Origin of the sequence: Mycobacteroides abscessus ATCC 19977 (assembly GCF_000069185.1) — a bacterium.
Lineage (GTDB): Bacteria > Actinomycetota > Actinomycetes > Mycobacteriales > Mycobacteriaceae > Mycobacterium > Mycobacterium abscessus.
In genome coordinates this window covers 4,525,207-4,541,743 of record NC_010397.1, presented here as the reverse complement: position 1 = coordinate 4,541,743, position 16,537 = coordinate 4,525,207, and the positions used below count along the sequence as shown (strand labels likewise).

19 protein-coding genes are annotated in these 16,537 nt (G+C 61.4%); 8 read left to right on the top strand and 11 right to left on the bottom strand.

Annotated features, from left to right (window positions below; genetic code table 11):
* Nucleotides 1–49: 49 nt before the first annotated feature.
* From MAB_RS22620 to MAB_RS22600, 5 genes are read right to left on the bottom strand one after another with little or no spacing between them, the layout of a single operon-like run.
* Nucleotides 50–568 (bottom strand): YbaB/EbfC family nucleoid-associated protein, encoded by a 519-nt coding sequence (locus MAB_RS22620; RefSeq protein WP_005089479.1) that lies wholly within the window; start codon nucleotides 566–568, stop codon nucleotides 50–52.
* Nucleotides 561–1,211 carry a HEAT repeat domain-containing protein gene (locus MAB_RS22615; protein WP_005112417.1) on the bottom strand — a complete coding sequence of 217 codons (651 nt, stop codon included), beginning with the start codon at nucleotides 1,209–1,211 and terminating at the stop codon, nucleotides 561–563. Before MAB_RS22615 ends, MAB_RS22620 begins: the two co-directional genes overlap by 8 nt.
* A gap of 31 nt (nucleotides 1,212–1,242) precedes the next feature.
* A complete protein-coding gene (locus MAB_RS22610) occupies nucleotides 1,243–2,592 on the bottom strand; it encodes a putative toxin (RefSeq protein ID WP_005063966.1) in 1,350 nt (449 codons plus the stop codon).
* 2 nt (nucleotides 2,593–2,594) lie between these two features.
* The gene (locus MAB_RS22605; protein WP_005089474.1) at nucleotides 2,595–2,888 is read right to left on the bottom strand and encodes a WXG100 family type VII secretion target; all 294 of its coding nucleotides are present in this window, start codon (nucleotides 2,886–2,888) and stop codon (nucleotides 2,595–2,597) included.
* Between the two features lie 10 nt (nucleotides 2,889–2,898).
* On the bottom strand, nucleotides 2,899–3,204 hold the full coding sequence (locus MAB_RS22600; protein ID WP_005089472.1) for a WXG100 family type VII secretion target: 306 nt from the start codon (nucleotides 3,202–3,204) through the stop codon (nucleotides 2,899–2,901).
* Nucleotides 3,205–3,249: 45 nt separating this feature from the next.
* On the opposite strand from MAB_RS22600, the gene MAB_RS22595 reads away from it, so the two are divergent.
* Entirely contained in the window at nucleotides 3,250–3,699 is a 450-nt protein-coding gene (locus tag MAB_RS22595; protein WP_005089470.1) for a hypothetical protein, read from the top strand.
* A gap of 12 nt (nucleotides 3,700–3,711) precedes the next feature.
* Here the strand turns inward: MAB_RS22595 and MAB_RS22590 are convergent, their stop codons facing one another.
* Together MAB_RS22590 and MAB_RS22585 are read right to left on the bottom strand one after the other, a co-directional pair.
* On the bottom strand, nucleotides 3,712–4,014 hold the full coding sequence (locus MAB_RS22590; RefSeq protein ID WP_005112414.1) for a hypothetical protein: 303 nt from the start codon (nucleotides 4,012–4,014) through the stop codon (nucleotides 3,712–3,714).
* A 297-nt stretch (nucleotides 4,015–4,311) separates the two neighbouring features.
* Nucleotides 4,312–4,617, bottom strand: coding sequence for a hypothetical protein (locus MAB_RS22585; RefSeq protein WP_005089466.1), 306 nt, complete (start codon nucleotides 4,615–4,617; stop codon nucleotides 4,312–4,314).
* Between the two features lie 382 nt (nucleotides 4,618–4,999).
* On the opposite strand from MAB_RS22585, the gene MAB_RS22580 reads away from it, so the two are divergent.
* Both MAB_RS22580 and MAB_RS22575 read left to right on the top strand, forming a co-directional pair.
* Nucleotides 5,000–6,226, top strand: a complete 1,227-nt coding sequence (locus MAB_RS22580) for an RNA polymerase sigma factor (RefSeq protein WP_005112410.1) — start codon at nucleotides 5,000–5,002, stop codon at nucleotides 6,224–6,226.
* Between the two features lie 18 nt (nucleotides 6,227–6,244).
* Entirely contained in the window at nucleotides 6,245–7,372 is a 1,128-nt protein-coding gene (locus MAB_RS22575; RefSeq protein ID WP_012296760.1) for a glycoside hydrolase family 3 N-terminal domain-containing protein, read from the top strand.
* Here the strand turns inward: MAB_RS22575 and MAB_RS22570 are convergent.
* Together MAB_RS22570 and MAB_RS22565 are read right to left on the bottom strand one after the other, a co-directional pair.
* The gene (locus tag MAB_RS22570; RefSeq protein ID WP_005112409.1) at nucleotides 7,369–8,655 is read right to left on the bottom strand and encodes a cytochrome P450; all 1,287 of its coding nucleotides are present in this window, start codon (nucleotides 8,653–8,655) and stop codon (nucleotides 7,369–7,371) included. The two genes, MAB_RS22575 and MAB_RS22570, sit on opposite strands and share 4 nt — an antisense overlap.
* 59 nt (nucleotides 8,656–8,714) lie before the next feature.
* Entirely contained in the window at nucleotides 8,715–10,055 is a 1,341-nt protein-coding gene (locus MAB_RS22565) for a cytochrome P450 (RefSeq protein WP_005079886.1), read from the bottom strand.
* Nucleotides 10,056–10,405: 350 nt separating this feature from the next.
* Between MAB_RS22565 and MAB_RS22560 the strand changes: the two genes are divergently transcribed.
* From MAB_RS22560 to MAB_RS22550, 3 genes are all read left to right on the top strand, one after another.
* Nucleotides 10,406–12,241 (top strand): fatty acyl-AMP ligase, encoded by a 1,836-nt coding sequence (locus MAB_RS22560; protein WP_012296759.1) that lies wholly within the window; start codon nucleotides 10,406–10,408, stop codon nucleotides 12,239–12,241.
* Between the two features lie 125 nt (nucleotides 12,242–12,366).
* The gene (locus tag MAB_RS22555) at nucleotides 12,367–12,723 is read left to right on the top strand and encodes a YciI family protein (protein ID WP_005079890.1); all 357 of its coding nucleotides are present in this window, start codon (nucleotides 12,367–12,369) and stop codon (nucleotides 12,721–12,723) included.
* Between the two features lies 1 nt (nucleotide 12,724).
* Nucleotides 12,725–13,087 carry a YciI family protein gene (locus tag MAB_RS22550; protein WP_005079891.1) on the top strand — a complete coding sequence of 121 codons (363 nt, stop codon included), beginning with the start codon at nucleotides 12,725–12,727 and terminating at the stop codon, nucleotides 13,085–13,087.
* A 2-nt stretch (nucleotides 13,088–13,089) separates the two neighbouring features.
* On the opposite strand, the gene MAB_RS22545 is transcribed toward MAB_RS22550, so the two are convergent.
* Nucleotides 13,090–13,830: a MerR family transcriptional regulator gene (locus tag MAB_RS22545; RefSeq protein ID WP_005079892.1), complete on the bottom strand. Its 741-nt coding sequence runs from the start codon at nucleotides 13,828–13,830 to the stop codon at nucleotides 13,090–13,092.
* A gap of 79 nt (nucleotides 13,831–13,909) precedes the next feature.
* Here MAB_RS22545 and MAB_RS22540 point away from each other — a divergent pair, with 79 nt between their 5' ends.
* Nucleotides 13,910–14,800, top strand: a complete 891-nt coding sequence (locus MAB_RS22540) for a metal-dependent hydrolase (RefSeq protein ID WP_005063983.1) — start codon at nucleotides 13,910–13,912, stop codon at nucleotides 14,798–14,800.
* Between the two features lie 47 nt (nucleotides 14,801–14,847).
* Here the strand turns inward: MAB_RS22540 and MAB_RS22535 are convergent, their stop codons facing one another.
* A complete protein-coding gene (locus tag MAB_RS22535) occupies nucleotides 14,848–15,735 on the bottom strand; it encodes a TerC family protein (RefSeq protein WP_005112407.1) in 888 nt (295 codons plus the stop codon).
* A gap of 184 nt (nucleotides 15,736–15,919) precedes the next feature.
* Here MAB_RS22535 and MAB_RS22530 point away from each other — a divergent pair, with 184 nt between their 5' ends.
* Nucleotides 15,920–16,537 carry a TetR/AcrR family transcriptional regulator gene (locus MAB_RS22530; RefSeq protein ID WP_005063985.1) on the top strand — a complete coding sequence of 206 codons (618 nt, stop codon included), beginning with the start codon at nucleotides 15,920–15,922 and terminating at the stop codon, nucleotides 16,535–16,537.

The window sequence follows — 16,537 nt, the reverse complement described above, 5'->3', positions numbered from 1 at the left end:
GTTCAAGTGTGGCTTGCTGTCGATTCACGCGCCGCTCATTCTGCCGACGTCAGTACCTTCCGAAGGGGTTCTGATTGAAGCGTTCATAGTGAGCATCCTCGTCCTCAAGTGAGGGATGGAGTAGGGGGCGTTGTTGTGCGGGATAGGCAGAGGGCGGCTGCGCAGACGGACCAAGGCCTGGTGCACGATGTTGCGGCGCCGACGGCTGCGCAGTGAACATCTCACGGGACTGCGGATGGATTGCCTCAGCTGCCTGCTGTAGTTCGGCGCGTGTCGCGATGAGGCCCTCGAAAAACTGATGGGCGGCATCGGATGCCCGGTAGGTGGCAGCCTGAGCGGTCTCGGCGATCAATGCACCGAGACGACCACGATCCATACGGGCTGTCGCCTGATGAAGTTGGATGCTGAGCACCATTCCGTTTGCGTTCACTCGCACGCGGACCATGCGATCCATGGATTCGGCCTCGGCTTCTATTGCGTCGACCTTGCTCATCTGTGATTCGAGTTCCGCTACCTGGGCGCGTACACGTTCCGCGATTTCCTTGAGGTGATCTGGTTCGTTAGTCATGGGGGAGTCTCTCCATGGCGCGTCGTGCTGCCTTTCGAACCGACGCATCCGGGTCATGCACAAGGGGTTCGACGAGATGGCGAACATTTGGCGCCTTCGCTTGGACAAGTGCTTTTATTGCGAATTCGCGCGCTGGTCCGTCCAGATATCCCACGACTAATTGATGGGATGCCTGTGTCTTGACTTTACCTAGATATTGAATGATAGGGATGACGAGGGCCCCTGTTGGAAGGCTGGGAATGAGCGCCACTATTTTCGAGAATTCCTTCGGCCCGCAGATCAATTTGAGTCCGCCGAGTGCCCAATCGATCTGCCGTGATGGCAGGGGTGGCTGGTGTTTGACCTGGCTAATGAGAAGGTCAATTACTTCCTGATTTCCGCGTGCTGCGGGATCGATGAGATTGCGAATTAGTCCGGAACGAATAATTGAGCGATGCCCGTGATCTGGTTCGGGTCCAGGTATTCGTTCCTCCAGATGGGATAGCCAGTCGACAAAAACGGGAATTGCCTCAGGAATCGTCGCGGGGCCATTGGCAAGGTCATCCAGCGTATAGGCACGGACGCCAACCTCGGCCAGATCACGCATAATGCGTTCATCGAACCCGTGTTCTCCGTGGACATACTGAGAAGGGATATTGTCCATCCAGCCATCGCCTTGCGGCATACCGATGTAATTAGAAGTATGCGTCATCAAGTTCCTTCCTCACAACTTGAATCTGCCCATTATTGACCATCTCCTGAATTTTCGGATCATTGATCACGGTGCGATGGTCAACCACCAGGGTCATTGTGTAGCCGTTTTGGCGTGCCCACTCCGCTTCCGCGAGAATCTGTACGCGATCAGGTCTGATCTCGTTAGTGTTTTTAACCTCGGTGACCTGGCGGTTTACGTCGTCGATCCTGTCAGGCACCACCTCGCGCGCCACAGGCCCGGAGCCCGTGTCGACGATGACTCGCACTTCCCTCTTGCGCCCTCTGGGGTTAATCCCCGCACGCCGCTCTCCTTCGTCACCCGCCGCCTCGTTCTCTTCTTTCGTACGATTGCGAATGGGATCCGTCTGCCTTGGAATTCTATCGAGGAGATTTGATAGAAATTTGGCATCGGTGGTCGCGGTGTTGTTGATGCCTTCATTCGATTCGGCAGCTTGGTCTACCGTTTGGTCGATCGACTTCATGAGTTTGTCATTAGCTTTAGCGTATTCTTTTTTGTTGAACTCAATTAGCCGATCGATCCCTTTTCTTATCCGATCGCCCCAAGGGAGTCTGCGTGCCAGCACCTTGTCCACTTCATATGACAATATGATGTAATGAAGTATGGTCAGGGATGTTTGACCCAGCTTCTTCATCTCACTGGCCTTCGCTCCTACGGCTTCGCAGGCGACGCCAAGATCGGAGGCGACTTCTCCTTTGAGTGCTCCGCATACATTAGCGATTTCAGTGACCATTTCACTGATTTCTGGATATCCTCTTTGTCGTTCATCGGTGAAAACCGCTGTGCAGGCATTCCAGAGTTCAGTTGCTTGCTTTTGGCTTTCGGTGCCGAAGGAGCTGAATGCGGTTCCTGCCGCGCGAATTCTTTCCTCATCGCAGTCAGCCCATTCCTTCTTGACGTAATCGGCAATGAGTGACCAATGGTCTGGTTTGGAATTGTCTCCACCGACAGACAGCTTGCTCGGGTGCATTGCGTGGTTGATCTTGCTGCCTGAAGGCGGGGTTGGAGTACGTTCTTGAGGGCCGTTCGGGCTCGACTCGTTTTCTGCCTTGGCCTCATTGAGGCCTGCTTCGTGTACCAACTTTGCGAGAACTGTGGCCGCCATTACGCCAAGAGATCCGACTTCGAATACGTCGGATGCGGATTGGTCATAGCTCGTGCTCCAGCGCGGACCACCTGTTGTGTAGCTACCGGCAGATCGCGAGACGTTTAGCTTCTGGTCCAGCGCGGTGAACCGTGCTTCGAATGAGGTAGCTGCCTCGGAAAGCTTGCCGGCCACGGAATAGAACCATTCGGGATCGGCTTTTGTCATGGTTACACCCCCGGAAACATTTCACGGTTTTTTGTTCTCGCATCGAGATAGTTGCCGTGAGTAATCTTGATTCTATCGCGTAGCGCCCCGAGCGATTCGATTTGTTGTTTGAACTTGTCCCGCCACTGAGTGCTAGCTTCGAGAAACTTTTCCGCTCCTTGTCCCTCGTATTGGGAAAGGATGCCATCCGCCGTGCGCTCGATGTTCTTCGTCTGCTCGGTGAGTAATTCCATCTGCTTGGTCAGAAACTCGATGTGTTCTTGCATCGCGTCTAGGTCGTAGGAGCGCTCAGACATGTCGGGTCCACTAGCTATTCGTTGAGTCGATGGCCTGGGTTGTGAGCTCTTCCTGATGAGCGTGCAACGTGGCGGTCTTCGACAGCAGTTCGGCATGTTCCGATAGCGCGTCCAAGTGTGATGTGAGTGCTTTGCGGAGATCGTCCCATGCGGTTGCTGCGTCGTTCGCAGCTGCGCCGGTCCAGACACTTCGGAGTGCTTCAGCTCGTCGATGGATCTCCGTGACTGCAGTCTCGATCGTGCGATGATGCTGGCGTAGCTCGCGCGCACCCTGCTCGAGCGCGGTTGTCGAGACCCGTAGTCGTTGGTCTGCCATAGGTCCCTCCCTGCCCAAACCCGTCAACAGCTCAAAGGATGTCCAATGGAATGGAGATCGATAGCATCGCCGCAAGCACAAGACGATGTGGACAAGCTGTTTGGCGATGCTATCAAGTTCGTCGCGGTAGAGCTTGCGCACGCGGACGACTTCGCGCCGTTTATGATGGTCATCAGCCTAGCTGGCGAGATATCGGTGCGACGGTCGGCGATAGCTACAACGCCGCGGGACGAGGTCGGGGTGGTTCGTGGCCTTGAATTGCCCGGCGACGGCGACCAGTTGCGGGCACGCGCAGCCGTACTCGATGTGACTGCGTTGGTTCCTGTAGCGGGAGACGCAATCAAGATCAAAATCGAGCATGCCGAGGGGATTGCCATCGACATGCTCGTGCCCTATCGGATCGACTCGGACGGCGCGACAATTAACGTACAGGCCGCGAATGCGGCCCGCGCTGAACTCCTGTTATGGACGCCTGAGGTGCCCGACGAGGATTAGCGGGAGCCTCGTTTACGGGCTGATCTGGAAACCCTGAAACATGAGCTCGACATCGGCGCTGAACAAGGGCACATCGCTAGTACTCATCTGGTTGCGTAGCTGCAACGGGTAGTACTTACCGCCGACCTGATAGGCCAGGTTGAGATAGTCGTACTGCCGTGCTCCTGCGGTGCCTATTAACCGTGCGGCTCGTACGCCGCAGATCTCAACAGTCTCGTCACGGGTTATTTTCACCGGCCCGACGATCTTGGTCAGGTCCTTCAGCTGCTCCGTGGCCTGCTGACTGGTAGAGGTTGGATCCAGAGACATGAGCATGGTGAGGCTCCTGCTGATTCCGATCGTCTTAACTACAGACAATTTGTTATCTGTGCGAGCGGTCGCGGCTGGCTTCCAATCGGGCAGTTTGGGGATGGAGACAGTGAACGGCTCAGCGGGGGTTTGAGCGTGGGTGTACGCCTCTCCCGTGGCGGCCTGAGCTTGGCAGGAGTAGGTCGGTGGTTGTGCGGTGTTCGGTGCATTGGCACCTGGTTGTGAACACGCGGTGAGTATGAGGGTGCCAGAAATCGTGGCGCCGAGAATTTCCCGCCGAAGGTCGTAGCGCATGCGGCGACTCTACGGGCCGATCTGTAGATGCCGGAACATCGTTTCGATCTCGACGCCGAAGAGGGGAAAGTCGCAGATGGCCATCTGGCCTCGGAGTTGCAAGGGGTAGTAGTTCCCATCAAATGAGTAGGCGAGGTTGAGGTACTCGAACCGCAGGCCTCTGTCTTCGGCAATGCCGACGAGTCGTGAAGCCTCTAGGCCACAAACATCCACGGTCTCGTCTTCAACGATTGCCACTGATGAGTCGAACTTGGCCAGCTCACCCAATTGCTTGAAAGCCTTGTCGCGGTCGGTCTGCGGCCGCAGGACCGACATCGTGACGTAGCTTCGCGCATCCCCGATCGTTTTGGTGAGAGCAAGCTGGTTTTCTCTGAGTGCGGTTGGTGATGATCGCCAGCCGGGCAGCTGGGGAACCGAGACGGAGAACGGCTGGCCATTTGCGCGGAATTGCGTGTAGGTCGCTCCTGTCGCCGACCGCGCCTGGCAAGTATATCTGGTATAGGTTGCTGAAATAGGCTCTCCTGGTACATGATTCGCGCACCCGGCGAGCGTGAGTGCGCCGGAAATGCTCGCACACACCGCGTACCTCCACATGCCGCCTTCCACAGATCGACTGTACGGGCGTGCTGTCGATATTTGCCTCTGCTGTTCGTGGTGTCCCACAGAACCCACGACACCAGAGAGGCACCATTGACCCGTGGCGCACGACGAGATCAGCCGCATCTTCCGCGCGGAGTACGGCCGTACCGTGGCGACGTTGATCCGCTACTTCGGCAGTATCGACCTCGCCGAGGACGCCGTGCAGGAGGCATTCGAGGTGGCCATCGCCAGATGGCCGGAGGACGGCATTCCACCCAACCCGGGTGCCTGGATCACCACGACGGCCCGAAACCGCGGTATCGACAAGTTGCGGCGAGACCGGCGACGCGACGAGTTGTCGCGCGAAGCAGGTGCTTTCGCGGAACCGCAGCAGGAGCCGGAGGACGTGGGCCCGGTGCGCGATGATCGCCTGCGGCTCATCTTCACATGCTGCCACCCGGCGCTGTCGCAGGAGGCGCAGGTCGCGCTGACGTTGCGCCTGCTCGGTGGTCTGACCACCCCGGAGATCGCCGGCGCGTATCTGGTGTCCGAATCGACCATGGCCGCGCGCATCACCCGCGCCAAGAAGAAGATCGCCGCGGCGGGCATTCCGTATCGGATTCCGGCGGCCCACGATCTACCGGACCGGCTGTCGTCGGTGTTGTCCGTGCTCTATCTCATCTACAACGAGGGATACGCGGCGTCCTCAGGTGCCAGGCTTACCCGCACGGATCTTTCCGCGGAGGCGATCAGGCTTTCAAGGCTGCTGGCAGATCTGATGCCCGACGAACCCGAGGCGCTGGGCCTGTTGGCGCTGGTGCTGCTGACCGAGGCGCGCCGTCCCGCCCGCACCGGCGACGACGGCGCGCTGGTATTACTCGCAGATCAGGACCGCACCCGATGGAACCGGCAGATGATCACCGAGGGGCATCAACTGGTGCGCCGCTGCTTGCGGCGCAACGTCCCGGGGCCGTATCAGATCCAGGCCGCCATCAACGCGGTTCACGACGACGCCCCGTCGGCAGCAGGCACCGATTGGCGCCAGATCGTCACCCTGTACGACCAGCTGATGCGATTCACTCCCACGACCGTGGTTGCCCTCAACCGTGCGGTGGCCGTCGCGGAACGCGACGGTGCACAAGCAGGACTGGACGCCATGGAGCCACTGCGAGCCGATCTCGACCGTTACTACCCATTGCACGCGGCGCGGGCCGATCTGCTCACGAGGCTGCACCGGGACTCCGAGGCGGCCGACGCCTATCGAAAAGCCTTGGAACTGACCGAGAATGAAGTTTTCCGCAGGTACCTCGGTGACCGGCTGGCCCGCCTCGAACCCGGCGCATGACACCATGGCCCCATGAGAATGCGCGCAGGCACAGTACTGACCGGTCTCGTCGTCGCGGCGCTTACCGCTTGCGGTGGCAATGCCTCGGAGCCCTCGAAGGAGAACACGTCGTCGACGAAGGCGCAGGCGCCAGCAACCGCTGCGCCCGCCGCTGACCTGGCCTGTCTGAGTACTCGCGACCGGTTGGCGCAGCTACTCATGGTCGGCATCAAAGACGCCGACGACGCCCGTGCGCTGGTGCGCGACCATCACGTCGGCGGCATCTTCGTCGGCAGCTGGACCAAGAAGGAGATGCTGACGGACGGTTCGCTGCATGACGTCATCACCGCCGGCCCCATTCCGGCTGCCGTGAGTATCGACGAGGAGGGCGGCCGGGTGTCGCGCCTGAAGGATCTCATCGGCCCGGCGCCGTCGGCCCGTGAATTGGCCGCTACCCAGACACCCGAGCAGGTGCAGGCGCTGAGCCAGGAGCGTGCCCAGAAGATGAAGGACCTCGGGATCACCATCGACTTCGCTCCGGACGCCGATGTGACCGACGGTGATCCCGACGGTGCCATCGGTGACCGTTCGTTTAGCGGCGACCCCCAGAAGGTCGCCGAATACGCCGAGGCCTCCGTGCGCGGATACCAGGCCGGCGGGGTGCGTGCCGTGGTCAAGCATTTCCCCGGACATGGTCACGCCTCGGGCGATTCACACACCAATGGGGTGGTGACCCCGCCACTGGAGCAGCTGAAGGACAACGATTTGGTGCCGTACCGCTCGCTGGTTACCAGCGGTGCTGCGGTGATGATCGGCCATATGCAGGTGCCTGGGCTCACCGGCGACGACCCGGCCAGCCTCAGTGGGGCAGCAGTTGACCTGCTGCGCAAGGGAACCGGCTATGGCGCGCCGGCCTACGACGGTGTCATCTTCACCGACGACCTGTCCTCGATGGCCGCCATCACCGACCGTTTCCCGATCGAGGAAGCCGTGCTCAAGTCGATCAAGGCGGGCGTCGACTGGGCGCTCTGGGTAAGCACCGAGAAGGTTGGTTCGGTTCTGGATCGTCTGGAATCGGCATACAACGCAGGCGAATTGAATGCCGATGCGATCAACGCGTCGGTGCGCCGGGTGCTGGCGTACAAGGGTGTTCCCGCCTGCGGTTAGCCCAGTGTGACGGGGAGAAGGCGCAGCCCGTGAATACCCATTCCGTTCAGGTACTCGGGCTCGCCGGCCAGTGAGAGCCGGGGGAAGCGTTCGAAGAGGGTCTGTAGTGCCGTGTGCAGTTCGGCGCGCGCCAGCACCTGACCCAGGCACACATGAATTCCCGTGCCCAATGTGATGTTTTCACGCGCATTGGGCCGGGTGATGTCGAAGACGTCCGGGTTCTCGAATGCCGCCGGGTCACGATTGGCTCCGCCGAGAAGCAGTAGTGCCGACTGCCCTGCCTCGATGGTGTGGCCCTCGATCTCGACCGTTTCAGTGGCGACGCGGGCCGACCACTGATTAGAGGTGTCGTAGCGCATGAGTTCCTCGACGGCGTTGGGCCACAGGCTCGGATCGGCCTGCAGCAGCGCGAGTTGCTCGGGATGCCGGAGCAGCGTGACAATCGCCTTGCCCATCAGATGTGTGGTGGTGACGAATCCCGCACCCAGGAATACCGCGAAGAACATCTTGAGTTCGAAGTGGCTTAGGTCACTGTCCAGAAGCGCTGTGGCCAATTCGCTTTCGGTGCCCTCACGGCGCAGCCGGGCGACATGCTTCTCGAGGTATTCGTCGATCTCACGTAAAGCTGCTGTGCCGTCTTGGTACTCGCTCCAGGATGGCGCGGTGGTGGCGATCAGCTGGATGGCGCGGTTCATCGCCGTGTAGAGCCGCGAGTAGTCCGGCGGAGGCACGGCGATCATCTCGCCGATCACGGCGATCGGGATCTTCGCGGTGAAATCGGCTATCAGATCCGGACTTTGGCGTTGCTGCAACACATCCAGATGGCCGTTCGTCACCTCTTGGATCCGGTCACGAAGGCCTTCGATCGCGCGGGGAGTGAACGGAGCGGCGACCAGACGGCGCAGCCGTCCGTGATCGGGTGGATCGGTGATCAGGATGGACGGCGGCTCGGCGGGGTTGAGCAGCTGCGGATCGCTCCACGCGGCCAGCCGTTGAATGATCGGTGAGGCGGACCGGTGTTCGGGTTTGAAAGTGACGAACCGATTGTCTCGGAAGATGGTTCGGACGATCTGTGCGTCGGCGGTGATCCACCCGTCGCCGGCCCTCGACAGCCGGCCGCGTTCCCGGATCTTGTCGATGATGCGGTAGATGTCCGGGGCCTGGCCGACGTCGATACCCAGCTGCGCGACGGGCTCTCCCCGGCGCGCAAGCACTTTCAGATAGGCACGGCCTATCCCGTGGGTGACAGCCCAATGGGTGCGTTGTTTGATCCGGTGCTGCATCCGTCCCGATCCCCGTGTCGGCTCACTCGATGCCAAGCGGACACCGAGCACCTTCGAGATTAACTGCTGGCCGGTACCCGGGCGCGGCCGAGGTTCACCGGCAGGCTTCCGAAGCCATGCAGGTTCACGTGTTTACCGGGAGTGGGGTCGGCCGCCAGCGCGAGTTCTGGAAAGCGCTCGAACAGCGATTGCAACGCCACCACGCCTTCCATCCGGGCCAGGCTCGCTCCGAGGCACACGTGGATGCCGCTACCGAACGCCACGTGCTCGCGTGCGTTGGCCCGGAGGACATCGAAGACATCGGGCTGATCGAAAACCGCCGGATCGCGATTGGCGCCGCCCAGCAGCAATATGGCCATGGACCCGGCCGCCAGCGTGTGCCCTTCAAATTCGCACGCCTGGGTGGCGACCCTTCCGGTGATCTGCACGGGAGAGTCGTAACGCAGGATCTCCTCGACGGCGTTGGGCCAGCCGTCCGGGTTTTCACGCAGATGTGCCAGTTGTTGGGGATGGCGCAACAGTGCGGCGATACCGTTGCCGATCAGGTTGACCGTGGTTTCGAAGCCGGCACCCAGCAGCAGCGCCATCGTGGCCTTGAGCTCGCGGTCGTTCAGATCGCCGTCGCGCACGATGCTCGCCAGGATGCCGTCTACGGTGGGATCTTCGGCGAGTTCGCCGCGCAACCGCACCAGGTGGGCGTCGAAGTAGCGATCGATCTCGATGAGTGCCTGTGTGGCGTCGCGGTATGCCGACCAGGTCATACCGATGTCGAGTAGCGCGGCACCATGATTGCCCCACTCCAGGAGGAACGGGGCATCGGCCCGCGGCACGCCCAACATTTCGGCGATGATCGCGACAGGCAGTTGGGACGCGTAGTCATGCAGCAGATCCGCGCGCTCGTGGCGCTCAAGGTTGTCGAGTAGTTCGGTGGTGACCTCCCGGACCCGATCCTCGAGCTTGCTCACCGCGCGGGGAGTGAACGCCTTGGATACCAGCTTGCGAAACCGGGTGTGCTCCGGCGGATCGACGGCAAGCATGGCCGGAGGCTCGACAGGATTGGGCAGGCCGGGCTCGGTTCTCGCGAAGACCCAGCGGCTAAAGGCCAGCGGCAGAATCGGGGACGGAATATTGGTGGGCGCCATGGTGATGAAGCGGTTATCCCGCAGGATCTCGCGGGTGAGAGCCAAGTCGGTGAAGATCAGACCACCGGCCCGTGACGGCGTGACCGATCCCGAAGCCCGTATCTCTTCGATGTACCGGTAGTGCTTCTCGGCGCGATCGGGGCCGAGGAATAAGGCGGCCAGGGGCAACGTGCGCACTTGGGTCAACAAGGCCGCGCGGCTGATGCCATGCATAGTCGCCCACCGCGACCAGTACTTGATCTGATCCCTGGTCCGCATATCCGCCTCCGACGCTGGACGCTATTTGTCACGAGTCTAATAGCGACCGCGCAGGAAGGGAATGCCGAAAACACCCGCCCGCCGCGCCGGCGCGGAGATACGGCGACACCCCACAGCGGGCCGGGGTGGTCACGCCCGTCACATCAATTCGGCGAGGTGTTAAAGGGCACAGTGCACAATTTGCTCAAAAGCGGTTCTCAACAGGGCTTCCTAGTGGGACTTCGAGTACCGTTTGCATCTGGTACGTCACGTACCATCTACGTTCGGTCGGGGCCGTAGCAAAAGCGTGATGGCTTATTTATTGCTGCTTGTCAACCGACTTTCGTGCTCACGGCTACGCGGAGGTTGCGATGAACTCACTGGTTTCAGGGTTGCGTCTCGAGGAATACCTCGATGAGACGGGCGCCATCTCGCTGCCGGACGGTTACACCGTCAACCATTATCTGGAATGCGCTGTCGACGGACCGCACGACACCTTCGCCTACCGGTACGTCGATTTCAGCAGCGACCCCAATGGGGAGCCTGTCGATCTGAACTGGCCGCAGCTTCGTGCGCGGACCCGCGCGGTGGCGGCCAGGCTCCAGCAGGTAACCCAGCCGGGCGACCGGGTGGCGATCCTGGCTCCCCAGAGCCTGGATTACGTCGTCGGCTTCTTCGCCGCCATTGAGGCGGGGAACATCGCGGTGCCGTTGTTCGCCCCGGAGCTCCCCGGGCACACCGAGCGGCTCGACGCAGTACTCTCCGATGCCCAACCGACGGTAGTGCTGACCAATCAGGCGGCCGCGGAATCCGTCAACAGCTTCATTCGCAGGTTGCCCCGGGATCGTCGTCCGCGGGTGTTGGCCGTCGACAGCGTGCCGGACTCGGTAGGCGCGACGTATGTACGGGTGACTCCGGACACCGATGACATCGCCTACCTGCAATACACGTCGGGCTCGACGCGAGCGCCCGCCGGAGTGGAGATCACCCACCGCGCGGTGATGACCAACGTGCTGCAGATGATCATCTCGGTGGGTCTGGACGTGGATGTGCGGGGAGCGAGTTGGTTGCCGCTGTACCACGACATGGGCCTGCTGATGTTGATGTTCCCGCTGTGCGGTGGGCGGATGACACTGATGTCCCCACTGTCTTTCGTGCGCAGACCCGGACGCTGGATCAGGGAGTTGGCCGCCGCCTCGCATGCGGGCCGCACGTTTGGCGCCGCACCGAACTTCGCCTTCGAGCTGGCCGCCGAGCGTGGCCTACCGAAGGAGGGCGAGTCCCTGGATCTGAGCAATGTCGCCGGGCTGATCAACGGCTCCGAGCCGGTCAGTATTGCGTCGATCCGGAAGTTCAACGCGGCCTTCGGCCCATACGGGTTGCCGGACAACGCGATCAAGCCGTCTTACGGTATGGCCGAGGCGACGTTGTTCGTCTCCTCCATCGCCCCCGATGCGGAACCGTCGGTGATCTACGTGGATCGTGAGCAGTTGGGTGCCGGGTACGCCACCCGCGTGGATGCCGCGCACGAAAACGCGATGCCGCAGGTGTCCTGCGGGCAGGTCGCTCGCAGCCAGTGGGCCGTCATCGTCAACCCCAATGCGGAGACCGAACTACCCGACGGACAGATCGGCGAAATCTGGTTGCACGGCAACAACGTTGGTCGCGGATACTGGGGTCGCTCGCAGGAGACCGAGGTCTGCTTCCGTAACAAGTTGCAGGCGCGCCTGGATGAGGGCAGTCACGCCGCCGGCACCGAGCCGGGCGCCATCTGGTTCCGTACGGGCGACCTCGGCGTCTATATCGACGGCGAGCTGTACATCACCGGCCGGGTAAAAGATCTGGTGATCGTCGATGGACGGAACCACTATCCCCATGACATCGAGGCCACCGTCGAAGATGCCTCGCCCGTGGTGCGACGAGGTTTTGTGGCGGCCTTCTCCGTGCCGGCCGACGAACTGCCCGCGGGCGTCGATGCGGGCGATGGCGTGGGAGAACGGTTGATCATCGTCGCGGAACGGGCCGCGGGCGCCGGACGGGCAGAACCGGGGCCCATCATCGAAGTGCTCCGGGCCGCGGTATCTCGTCGGCATGCGCTGCCCGTCGCCGACATCCGGCTGGTTCAGGCCGGCGCCATCCCGCGGACCACCAGCGGAAAGATCGCACGCCGGGCCTGTCGCCAGCAGTACCTCGACAACCGACTCTGAGGTCCCGCGCGATCTTGTGAAAATTTTTCGATGAGCTGTCGATCCGGGGCAGGTCTATTCGTGGTGTGGTTGAAGGGAAGCCGATAGGGCGCCCGATCGCCAGATACGGATAGGAAAGGACGACCATGAAGCAGTACCTACTTTCGGTCCACAGTTATGCGCAAGATGCCACGCAGTGGAGCGATGAGGATGTGCAGCGGCTGTATGCCCAGACCGGCGCTCTCAACGAGAAGATGAAAGAGGCCGGCGTTTGGGTTTTCGCCAACGGATTGACCGAACCTTCGGACGCGACAGTGGTCCACAGCGTGGATGGCAAGGTCACCACCACCGACGGCCCTTACCTGGAGACCAAGGAGCACCTCGGCGGCTTCTGGATCATCAACGCCCCTGACCTCGATGCGGCACTGAAGTGGGCGGCGGAAGGGTCGGCGGCCTGTGAAGAGGCCGTAGAGGTGCGCCCGTTCCAGGACGAGGAGGCGTGACATGAGCCGCTACATGTTGTCGATCGTCTACGCACCTGGTGCGGTACAGCCCGATGAGGCAGCGCTGGAAACCATCGGGGCCGATGTGCAAGCTGTGACTCGCCGGATGCAGGATGCCGGAGTGTGGTTGTTCGCGGCCGGCCTGCAACCCGCCGACACCGCCACCATGGTGACCGCCAGTGCGGCCGGGCACACCACCACCGACGGGCCGTACACCGAAACCAAGGAGCAGCTCGGCGGGTTCAGCATCATCGACGTGCCCACCCTGGCCGATGCCCAGCGGTGGGCGGCCGAAGTATCCCGTGCGGTGTGGTGCCCGATCGAGGTACGCGGTCTGGACCGGGGCTGCGGCGAGCTGGACTGAGCTCAGGCGGACGAGGCCGGGCGGTCGCGCTCCAGTACCGCCTCGGCCTCGTTGGCCTGTTGCAGCAGAATCGGGTCGACGGTGTCATCCAGTGCGCGTGCCAGCAATCGCGAAGCCAAAGTGACGGTCAATTGTTTTGCCTGTGAGGCGTTTTCGGCGATCTTTTCCCAGTCCTCGGATGTATAGCCGGACTCGACGAAGGGCTGCCAGACGTCGGCCACGTAGGCGCCCAATAGCAGCTGTGCGATCTGATGCTGCAACCGATCGACCTCACGCAGCGTCTCGGCGATCCGCGACAGTGTCATGCCCGAGCTGACCAGTAGCTCGATCGCGTCGAGGGTTTCCGAATCGCGAATCGAGACCGTGGCGGCGTCGACCTCGGAGACCAGATCGGTGTCTGCCAGCGCGGAATCAGCCCCTGCTCCGATGCGCTTGATCAGCTCGGCGCGCGGCATCACCACCGGCTCGCCGTTGGCAAAGGGGCTGAGGGCCTCGGTGACCATCTTGCGGACGCTGTCTTCGGAGCCACTGCCGGAATCGATCACGCGGCGGATAACGTCCAGCGGAAATCCTTGGGATTTCAAGTTTTTGACGTGGTTGATAATCGCGATGTGCTCGTCGGAGTAGATGCCGACGCGGCCCCGTTTCTCGGGCGGGGGTACCAGCCCGAGCGTCTGCCACTCGCGGATGTTGCGTGCCGTCATGGCCACCCGCTGTGCCAACTGGTCGATAGTCAGGTCCATCGGGAAAAAGATTACCCCATTGTCCGTTACGGAAAATTCCGTTACGTTTATGCCTGGAACGTCAACGGAAGGGATTCTCATGACCGTCGCTGCCCAGGTGAGTTACCCGAAAACCCGGCGGATCTCCTTCCGCTTTGGTGAGTCGGAGTCCGAAGACCGGTATTTCGCGAACAACGACATCGCGTTCAGCCACACGGTCGCGTTCTTGTCTGCCGTTTTCCCGCCAGGGGAGGACATCTTCGTCCGGTCGGTGCGCAGATATCGCGACAAGATCGCCGATCCCGACCTCAAGAAGCGGGTAGCCGGTTTTATCGGTCAGGAGATGACCCACGGGCTGCATCACCGCGATCTCAACAAGCAACTTGCCGAGATGGGATATCCGACAGCGTGGTTCGAGTACATTCTGAACAGCACCGAGCGCATGGAGAAGTTTCTCGACGAGCAGTACCCCGACCCGGACCGCTGTCGGCGATTCCGGCACCTGCTACTGGCGTTCACCGTCGGTGCCGAGCACTTCACCGCGGTGCTGGCCGAGAACGTGCTGAGTCGCCCGGAGCTGCAGCACATGATGACGGACCCCGAGATCAAGAACCTGCTCAACTGGCACGCCATCGAGGAACTGGAGCATAAATCGGTTGCCTTCGATGTCTATCGCGCAATCGGGGGGTCGGAAACGTTGCGTATCAACATGATGCGTGTGCTGGCCAACATCGTGATACCGGTTGGTGTGCTCTCGTCCTGGGTTTCGATCCTGACTACCGACCCCGTCGGCCGGAAGCAGCCGTGGCGGGTGCTGCGCGAAACCGTGGGCGTTGTTCGCGGCCCGTTGCTCCGTGGTTTCTACCGCGAGATGAAGCCATTCATGCGTAGGGGCTTCCATCCCGACGACATCGACACCAACGCGCTGCTGAACGAGTGGCAGGACAAGCTCTTCGGTGTCAACGGTGAACTGGTAGACCACCTGAGATAACGCATGAACTGCGCGTCACGGCGCGCTGGTTGCGGGGACCGCAACGGCTAGCCGAGACCAGCACGCTCGTCGCCCCCGACGCCGCCCACTGGCTTTCGGGACAATCCGACTGAACCCGCGTCGGGGCCGGCGGAGGTGGCCGCCGCTACCGCCACGGACTCATCGATACCCGGATAGCTGGGCCGAAGCGCAACAGGAGTGCGGGTCATGTTGTCCTGCCGTGCTTTTCGTGCAGCTGCCAGCAGGTTGAGCCCTTCGACGAGAATCGCGAACGCCATCGGACCGTAAATCATGGCCTTGTCGATCTTGATCCCGAAGCCATCGGCGATAAGGAAAACGCCGATGAGCAGCAAGAAGGACAGGGCAAGCATCTTCACGGTGGGGTGCCGATTGACGAAGGTGAAGACGAAGCGCGAGGCAAAGAGCATGATCCCGAAGGAGAGCACCACCACGGTGACGATGATGAGCATGTTGCTTGTCATGCCCACGGCGGTGATGACGGAGTCGAGCGAGAACACCAGGTCCAACAGGAGTATCTGCACCAAGACGGACTTGAATGTAGCTGCCCCGCTGGATGATTCGCTCCCCTCGGGAGCGCCTTCGAGCTTGAGGTGTATTTCGTGGACGGCCTTGTAGACCAGGAACAGCCCGCCCGTGATCAGGATGAAGTCCTTGACCGAGAAGCCCTGACCGAATAGTTCCAGAATGTCCTCTTTGAGGGTGATGATCCAGCCGGCCAGGAAGACCAGTCCGACCCGCATGACCATTGCCAGCGTGAGTCCCACATTGCGGGCCCGTGCCTGTTGTCCGCGGGGCAACTTGCTGGCGAGTATCGAGATGAAGACGACGTTGTCGATACCCAACACCACCTCCAGCACGAACAGCGTGAGAAACACGGCCACCAGATCCGGAGTCAGCGACAGGGTGAAATCCACGCGGGCATAGTACGGGGTGGGGGTATCGGGAGAGTGGCGTTTGCGCGCTACCCTAGAGAAGGAGTGCAAAACACTTCATTTGGGCAGACTCGGCCCGCGTCAATGGGGCGTATGCAATAGTCGAACTACCCAGTAGCTTACTCTGGAGTAAGTTCGCGTTCACGTCCGAAGCTCGGAGGCAGGCATGGCGGGTGGTACCAAGCGGCTGCCCCGTGCCGTTCGGGAGCAGCAGATGCTGGACGCCGCGGTGCAGGAGTTCGCGCTTAACGGTTTCCGGGACACCTCGATGGATGCCATCGCCGCGGCTGCCAAGATCTCCAAGCCGATGCTCTACCTGTATTACGGCTCCAAGGAAGATCTTTTCGTCGCCTGCCTGCGCCGTGAGCTGGGCCGGTTCGTCGAGGCGGTGCGCGGCGACATCGATCTGACGCAGTCGCCTCGAGATGTGTTGAGCACCACGGTCGTATCGTTTCTCAACTACGTTGACACCCACCGAGCTTCGTGGATCGTGATCTATGGACAGGCCACCAGCACGCAGCTATTTGCCAAGCAAGTGCGTGAAGGGCGCGACAGGATCATCGAATTGGTGGCGCGGCTGATCAAGGCGGCCTCCCCGGAGATCGATCCTGAGACCGATTACGACGCGATGGCGGTGGCCCTGGTCGGCGGCGGCGAGGCTGTCGCGTCCCGGGTGGCCACCGGCGACATCAAGGTCGAAAGTGCCAAGGACACATTGCTGAACCTCGGTTGGCGCGGTCTGCGCGGCCGTCCGCGCGATGAGCCGGTGGCCAAGCGCGCGTAG

Excerpts from the sequence above, each read along its gene's own strand:
- MAB_RS22620 (WP_005089479.1), bottom strand. The coding sequence starts at position 568 with ATGACTAACGAACCAGATCACCTCAAGGAAATCGCGGAACGTGTACGC.
- MAB_RS22615 (WP_005112417.1), bottom strand. The coding sequence starts at position 1,211 with ATGGACAATATCCCTTCTCAGTATGTCCACGGAGAACACGGGTTCGAT.
- MAB_RS22610 (WP_005063966.1), bottom strand. The coding sequence starts at position 2,592 with ATGACAAAAGCCGATCCCGAATGGTTCTATTCCGTGGCCGGCAAGCTT.
- MAB_RS22605 (WP_005089474.1), bottom strand. The coding sequence starts at position 2,888 with ATGTCTGAGCGCTCCTACGACCTAGACGCGATGCAAGAACACATCGAG.
- MAB_RS22600 (WP_005089472.1), bottom strand. The coding sequence starts at position 3,204 with ATGGCAGACCAACGACTACGGGTCTCGACAACCGCGCTCGAGCAGGGT.
- MAB_RS22595 (WP_005089470.1), top strand. The coding sequence starts at position 3,250 with ATGGAATGGAGATCGATAGCATCGCCGCAAGCACAAGACGATGTGGAC.
- MAB_RS22590 (WP_005112414.1), bottom strand. The coding sequence starts at position 4,014 with ATGCTCATGTCTCTGGATCCAACCTCTACCAGTCAGCAGGCCACGGAG.
- MAB_RS22585 (WP_005089466.1), bottom strand. The coding sequence starts at position 4,617 with ATGTCGGTCCTGCGGCCGCAGACCGACCGCGACAAGGCTTTCAAGCAA.
- MAB_RS22575 (WP_012296760.1), top strand. The coding sequence starts at position 6,245 with ATGCGCGCAGGCACAGTACTGACCGGTCTCGTCGTCGCGGCGCTTACC.
- MAB_RS22570 (WP_005112409.1), bottom strand. The coding sequence starts at position 8,655 with ATGCAGCACCGGATCAAACAACGCACCCATTGGGCTGTCACCCACGGG.
- MAB_RS22565 (WP_005079886.1), bottom strand. The coding sequence starts at position 10,055 with ATGCGGACCAGGGATCAGATCAAGTACTGGTCGCGGTGGGCGACTATG.
- MAB_RS22560 (WP_012296759.1), top strand. The coding sequence starts at position 10,406 with ATGAACTCACTGGTTTCAGGGTTGCGTCTCGAGGAATACCTCGATGAG.
- MAB_RS22555 (WP_005079890.1), top strand. The coding sequence starts at position 12,367 with ATGAAGCAGTACCTACTTTCGGTCCACAGTTATGCGCAAGATGCCACG.
- MAB_RS22550 (WP_005079891.1), top strand. The coding sequence starts at position 12,725 with ATGAGCCGCTACATGTTGTCGATCGTCTACGCACCTGGTGCGGTACAG.
- MAB_RS22545 (WP_005079892.1), bottom strand. The coding sequence starts at position 13,830 with ATGGACCTGACTATCGACCAGTTGGCACAGCGGGTGGCCATGACGGCA.
- MAB_RS22540 (WP_005063983.1), top strand. The coding sequence starts at position 13,910 with ATGACCGTCGCTGCCCAGGTGAGTTACCCGAAAACCCGGCGGATCTCC.
- MAB_RS22530 (WP_005063985.1), top strand. The coding sequence starts at position 15,920 with ATGGCGGGTGGTACCAAGCGGCTGCCCCGTGCCGTTCGGGAGCAGCAG.